General features: G+C 50.7%; 6 protein-coding genes. 1 reads left to right on the top strand and 5 read right to left on the bottom strand.

Annotated elements, in window-relative coordinates; translation table 11 throughout:
* Positions 1-80: 80 nt before the first annotated feature.
* From MO867_RS20015 to MO867_RS19995, 5 genes are all read right to left on the bottom strand, one after another.
* A complete protein-coding gene (locus tag MO867_RS20015) occupies positions 81-1,490 on the bottom strand; it encodes a M20/M25/M40 family metallo-hydrolase (protein ID WP_252472398.1) in 1,410 nt (469 codons plus the stop codon).
* A gap of 30 nt (positions 1,491-1,520) precedes the next feature.
* Entirely contained in the window at positions 1,521-1,871 is a 351-nt protein-coding gene (locus MO867_RS20010) for a hypothetical protein (protein WP_252472396.1), read from the bottom strand.
* Between the two features lie 4 nt (positions 1,872-1,875).
* Complete coding sequence (locus MO867_RS20005; protein ID WP_252472394.1) at positions 1,876-2,643, bottom strand: TSUP family transporter; 768 nt, start codon at positions 2,641-2,643, stop codon at positions 1,876-1,878.
* Positions 2,627-3,271 (bottom strand): 1-acyl-sn-glycerol-3-phosphate acyltransferase, encoded by a 645-nt coding sequence (locus MO867_RS20000; protein ID WP_252472392.1) that lies wholly within the window; start codon positions 3,269-3,271, stop codon positions 2,627-2,629. Before MO867_RS20000 ends, MO867_RS20005 begins: the two co-directional genes overlap by 17 nt.
* 64 nt (positions 3,272-3,335) lie before the next feature.
* Positions 3,336-4,916, bottom strand: a complete 1,581-nt coding sequence (locus MO867_RS19995) for a peptide chain release factor 3 (RefSeq protein ID WP_252472390.1) — start codon at positions 4,914-4,916, stop codon at positions 3,336-3,338.
* Positions 4,917-5,484: 568 nt separating this feature from the next.
* Here MO867_RS19995 and MO867_RS19990 point away from each other — a divergent pair.
* A partial coding sequence (locus MO867_RS19990; RefSeq protein WP_309143320.1) for a reverse transcriptase domain-containing protein occupies positions 5,485-6,036 on the top strand: 552 nt, incomplete at its 3' end.

The raw sequence follows: 6,036 nt of genomic DNA, 5'->3' as shown, positions 1-6,036 counted from the left end.
CTTGAAAATAAGTGGGAATAATAGAGGCAATAAAAAGCCCCACGATTGTGGGGCTCTACCAAATTGCGGGGGGGATCTATTTATTCAGCTGAAGTGGGTACTCGCCCCAAGTCACCTTCCATTTCAGTAGTTAGGAAAGACATCACTACCCAAGCTGCGACATTTTGGCGCAGCTTCTCGGGATCGACCTTATCGAGGGTATCGTTCGGTGTATGGTGATAGTCGAAGTAGTCCATGCCATTTTGGTAAAGGCCGAAGGCGGGGACACCGCGGGCAACAAAAACACTACTGTCGGGACCACCGTAAGACTTATTATTACCGCGCTCGATGCCCAGTGGTGCAAGGAGCTGCATCATCTGGTCAGCGATATCGAATTTACTTTCAGGGAGGCGTGTGTCGAAGCGCCAGACCTTCCCAGCACCAAAGTCGGATTCGGAAACGGCGACAATATTATCTAGCTCATCAAGGTGAGATTCGACATATTGCTTAGCGCCGACCAAGCCAATTTCTTCTGCGCCAAATAAAACGACACGCAGTGTGCGGCGCGGGCGCTCAGGGAGTTCTGAAATCAAACGGGCTGTTTCCATGACAATTGCAACGCCAGCTCCATCATCGAGGGCGCCAGTGCCTTCATCCCAGGAGTCCAAGTGCGCACCAATTATCATCACTTCTTCCGGCTTCTCACGACCGGTAATTTCACCAACTACATTGAAGGACGGGCCATCATTAAGGCGCTCACTCTCTACGTTGAGCTTGACCAGAACCGGCTTGCCACGTTTGAGCATGGCTTCAAGCAGGTTGGCATCAGGTGCTGAAAGCGCGAGGGCGGGTACTGGTGTTTCGACCCCATCGATAGACATCATGCCCGTGTGAGCGAAACGGTCTGAGTCAGTACCGACTGAGCGCAAAAGTAAGGCAGCCGCGCCCTTCTCAGCGGCGGCCTGCATTCCTTTGCTACGGCCTTGAACCGCAGGACCGTAACCTTCACCTGTGCGCACTTTTTCCATACGCTTATTAATAAAAGCGATTTTCCCTTTTACTTTATCTGCTGGCGCTTTTAACAAGGCTTCTAGATTGGGGAATTCGACGATTTCAGCAGTCAGTCCACCTTCGGGAGTGGCAATGCCGTAACCGAGGGAAGAGACGACCAAAGGTTGTGGAAAGGGGGCTACCACTTCCGCTTGGGCGTGGCCACGAACCCAGCGGGGAACGTCAATTTGTTCGGTGTAGACGCGGTCAAAGCCGAGCTCTTTCATCTTCTTTTGCGCCCAGGCGACCGCGCGGCGGTCTCCTTCGGTACCTGCACGGCGAGGGCCTACTTCGACGGTTAGCGATTCCACAATGCTATAGGGGTCGGAGCTTTCCAGTGCTCGATCGCGCAATACTTCTGCCACGGAGATACTTCCCTGTGGCAGGGGATTGGCCTGGGTAATACTCAGGGCCATGGTAGCGATCAATCCCCCGGTGAGGGAAAGCAGCGGTTTCAACATCGGTCTGTCCTTTGTTAACACTTGTGGATCTTAAGCTTTTGGCTCGTTGTCTTGCGGGGTTGCAATGAGTTGTTCACGGATCTCGTGTAATTTTTGCAAGCCTTTTTCTGTAAACAGGTATGGAGGCTCGCCGGTATATTCGCTGTCTTCCAGATTGAGACAGCGTTGGCGAATTTTTTCAAGTTCTGGGTCGTGGCGCATGGGGCAAGCGAGAAGAGCTCGCCATTCGGCATCACTGGCTTGTCCAGTAATCACATCCTCCAGGCCTTTGACGAAACTGCCCCGGTCCATTCGGAAGCTGGGTTTACGCAGGTGCATCATGACCCAGACGACAATAACAAAGGCAATAAAAGTGAGAACGAGCGTTGCCAGCCAATTCATGATGTCACTCCTCCATCAATAATTTCATTGCCACAGCGATAGTGGCAATGACGATCACCGGTTTGATAATCCGGGCACCTTTCGCAATAACTAGGTTGGAGCCGAGCCGGGCCCCGAGTACCTGGGCAACAGACATCGCGACAGCGAGCCCTAAGTCAATATGTCCACCGGCCATAAAAATAAGCATGGCGGTCGTGTTGGTCGCCAGTACAATGGGTTTGGTTGAAGCTGTAGCACTGCGCATGTTGTAGCCCAGCAGGGCTGCAAAGGCGGCTGCGCAGATAGAGCCCATACCAGGACCGAAGAAGCCACCGTAAAATCCAAGCCCGCCACCAATACCCAGATTAAAGGTAAAATTACTGATTCTAGGCGGGGAGTCAATGTCTGAAATACGAGGGGAGAAGACAAAGTACAGGGCGATGCTGATAAGTAAGATTGGGAGTACTGTATTTAGACTGGCTTCTCCCACTGAAGCCACGGTGAAGGTACCCAGGGCGGAGCCAATAACGGCGGCGACTAATCCTGGCCACAATGGCCGGATGTTCAGCTGGCCTTTTTGGAAGAAGTTGTACGTGGATGAAAGGGTACCGAAAACACTTTGAAACTTGTTGGTACCCAGGGCATCCAGGGGGGGGATGCCGGCCCAGAGTAACGCGGGGAGGGTGATAATCCCCCCCCCTCCCGCTATTGCGCTGACGAATCCCGCTGCAAAGGCGATCGCAGTCAATATCAGGTAGGTATAAGTAGGAAGGTCACTACTTAGCTGTATCACGAGTGGACTCGTTACCTCCGTCAAAACCACCTTTTATATCGTGGTGGTAGCCCCGGTATTTATTGAAGCGTGTTTGGATCTCTGCCATATCCTGCTTTAGGTCGCCAGTGGGGTGGTAAAGTGAATCTATACACATACGCTTGTTAGGAAAGTCCCAGGCAATAAGCAGAATAGGTACATCTGCGGCGTAGGCGATTCTCAGAAAACCGTTTTTCCAGTGGCCAACTTTCTTACGAGTTCCCTCTGGTGTAATGCCCACCCACATTTTTTCATTTTCTCGAAAGCTTGAGGCGACATGCAAAGCGAGATTGCCTGCGGAGCGTCGATCAGTAGGTAAACCACCGAGCCACATAAAAAGCTTTTTGAAGGGAAAGAAAAAGGCTTCTTTTTTCATCAGCCACGAAATTTTAATTCCTAGGGCTAAAATAAATGGCATGGCCACGATAAAATCCCAATTGGACGTGTGCGGAGCCAAAGCAATCATCACCTTTTTTTCTGCAGGAATCTCTCCGTCCATACGCCACCCAGTCAGCTTGATGAGCAGCTTGCCTATGGTAGAGGTGATGCCGTTACCCAAGCGAGGTACTTCAGTAGGTACTTCAGCAGGGATTTCTACAAACTGACTCATTATCTGCCTCTTTCATCATTGCTCTCACACCAAAACCATCGCAAGGGCTTCGAGCCGTGCAACTTTAATGTTCGCGTGTGGCATAAAAGCGAATATCGGGATAGCGCTCTTCAGCCAATTGCAAGTTGACACGTGTCGGTGCCAGATAGGTCAGGTGCCCACTGCCATCGAGAGCCAAGTTAGTACTAGCTTTACGTTTAAAATTATCCAGCTCCTTGGCGCTGTCACTATCTACCCAGCGAGCCGTACTGACATTTACATTCTCGTAGATGGCCTCTACTTTGTATTCATCTTTCAATCGATAGGCAACCACTTCGAACTGCAGTACACCCACCGCACCCACGATAATGTCGTTGTTATCCATTGGGAAAAAGACTTGAGTCGATCCCTCTTCAGAAAGTTGCTGTAGCCCTTTCTGTAGTTGCTTTAATTTAAGCGGGTCTTTTAGACGGATACGGCGGAATAGCTCTGGGGCAAAGTTGGGAATACCCGTAAATTTCAGTGATTCGCCTTCAGTAAAGGCATCGCCAATTTGAATGGTGCCATGGTTGTGCAGACCGATAATATCACCGGCAATAGCTTCTTCCACATGAGTTCGGTCACCCGCCATAAATGTCACGGCATCAGCAATTTTGACATCCTTGCCAATACGAACATGCTTCATTTTCATGCCGCGGTTATAGGTGCCTGAGCAAACTCGCATAAAAGCAATTCTATCGCGGTGCTTCGGATCCATATTCGCTTGAATTTTAAATACGAAGCCAGTGAATTTATCTTCGCTGGGGTCGACCGCTCGCTCTTTAGTTTCTCTGGACTGAGGTGCTGGCGCCCACTCAACAAAGCCATCGAGCATTTCCTGGACACCAAAATTACCCAGTGCCGTGCCAAAAAATACAGGTGTCAGATCACCTGCCAGGTATGCTTCCGGGTCGAATTTATGGGTGGCACCACGGACCAGTTCAATTTCTTCCCGGATATCTTCAGCGTACTCTCCGAGCAAGGCATCGACCTCACTAGAATCCAAACCTTTAATTTGGATATCGTCCGGTATTCTGTGACCTTGGCCTTGGGAAAATACATGAATGGTGTCTGTGTAGAGGTTGTAGACTCCCTTGAAGCCCTTTCCTGAACCCAGTGGCCAGTTAATGGGCGCCGCCTGGATATTGAGGACATCTTCGATCTCATCCATCACTTCGATAGGGTCGCGAATATCCCGGTCGAGTTTGTTGATAAAAGAGAGAATTGGTGTGGTACGCAAGCGACACACATTCATTAATTTAATGGTTCGGTTCTCCACTCCCTTGGCCCCATCAATCACCATCAATGCGGAGTCAACAGCGGTGAGAACACGGTAGGTATCTTCGGAGAAATCTTCGTGCCCCGGTGTATCCAGTAGGTTTACCGTGCGTTCTTTGTAGGGGAACTGCATTACGGAGGAGGTCACAGAGATACCGCGCTCCTGCTCCATGGTCATCCAATCGGAGCGCGCATGGGGGCCTTTTTTACCCTTGACGGAACCCGCCTGTTGGATTGCATTCCCGAACAAAAGTAGTTTTTCGGTCACGGTAGTTTTACCGGCGTCCGGGTGGGAAATGATAGCGAAAGTTCTACGCCCTTGATATTTCTGGGAATAATCGTTCTTCACTTAGATCTTGCCTTGTCTGTGTACGCCCCTGTGTACACATATGGAAATATGCTCCAAGGTCGAATCTGAAAGGCCGCATTATACCAAAACGAACTTAGGTTTTGATCCTTGCTAATGACTTTGCAGAACCTTTGAGTCATATTCTAGATGGTGCAGGGAGGCTTGCTTGGCCAATTCTCAAGGTGGGGCTGGGTTTGCAGTCAGTATGAGGGGTGGCACGAGGTTTAGAGGTGGACGCCTAAGCGAGGGCTGTGGAGTGTCGGTCATCGCTTAGGGTGGCTTGTTCAAGCTGCTTCGCGGAGGGAAACTTGGGACTCCCATTTCTCTACATCATCGATAGCACAAAGGTTGTGGCTTCCTGACGATCGAATACGTGGCGCGGGGAAGGGGTTTAAGTCTCTTTTTGCCCACCTGAAAATGGTCCGGCTTGAGCAGCGATAGCGTTGGCATAAGTCTCTGGTAGACCAGTATCCCTTAATCATGATTTTTCATTTTGTGTTGTTTCTATGTTTCTCTATATGCGGCGTTTAGCTCTGAACCAGGGCAAACCCCTGGCTGTTGCGTGTGAGTGTGCCTGCCTACGGTGGAAGACAAACTGGTGCAGCAGAGCGTAGCGCAGCTACTGCAAAGTATCTGGGAGCAGGATTTCCTGCCCTTTAGCTACGGCTACCGCCCCAGGAAAAGTGCTCACCAAGCCGTACACAGCCTTGGCTTAAATCTGCAGTTCAAAGGCTACGGCTATATCGTAGAAGCCGATATTAAAGGCTTCTTCGATCAGCTGGATCACGGCTGGCTACTGCGAATGCTAGCCCTTCGCATCGACGACAAAGCCCTGCTGGCACTGATTAAGCAGTGGCTTAAGGTGCGGGTGCAAACCCTGGATGGTAAATTCAGTAAACCGGCAGCAGGCACCCCGCAAGGAGGTGTGATCAGTCCGGTACTGGCGAACATCTATCTGCACTACGCCTTGGATTTGTGGTTCGAGAAGAAGGTCAAGCCGCGTATGTGTGGCAGAGCCATGCTAATCCGCTACGCCGACGACTTTGTTGTGGCCTTCCAATTGAAAACGGATGCAGAGCGCTTTTACCGGGTGCTACCGCAACGGCTGAACAAGTTTGGC

It is taken from the genome of Microbulbifer okhotskensis (assembly GCF_023895975.1).
In the GTDB taxonomy this organism is placed as follows: Bacteria; Pseudomonadota; Gammaproteobacteria; order Pseudomonadales; family Cellvibrionaceae; genus Microbulbifer; species Microbulbifer okhotskensis.
Note: the sequence above shows the minus strand (reverse complement) of the source record. Positions and strands in the feature narration are given on the sequence as shown.

What these genes read in the sequence shown, in the direction of transcription:
- MO867_RS20015 (WP_252472398.1), bottom strand. Translation starts at nt 1,490, where the DNA reads ATGTTGAAACCGCTGCTTTCCCTCACCGGGGGATTGATCGCTACCATG.
- MO867_RS20010 (WP_252472396.1), bottom strand. Translation starts at nt 1,871, where the DNA reads ATGAATTGGCTGGCAACGCTCGTTCTCACTTTTATTGCCTTTGTTATT.
- MO867_RS20000 (WP_252472392.1), bottom strand. Translation starts at nt 3,271, where the DNA reads ATGAGTCAGTTTGTAGAAATCCCTGCTGAAGTACCTACTGAAGTACCT.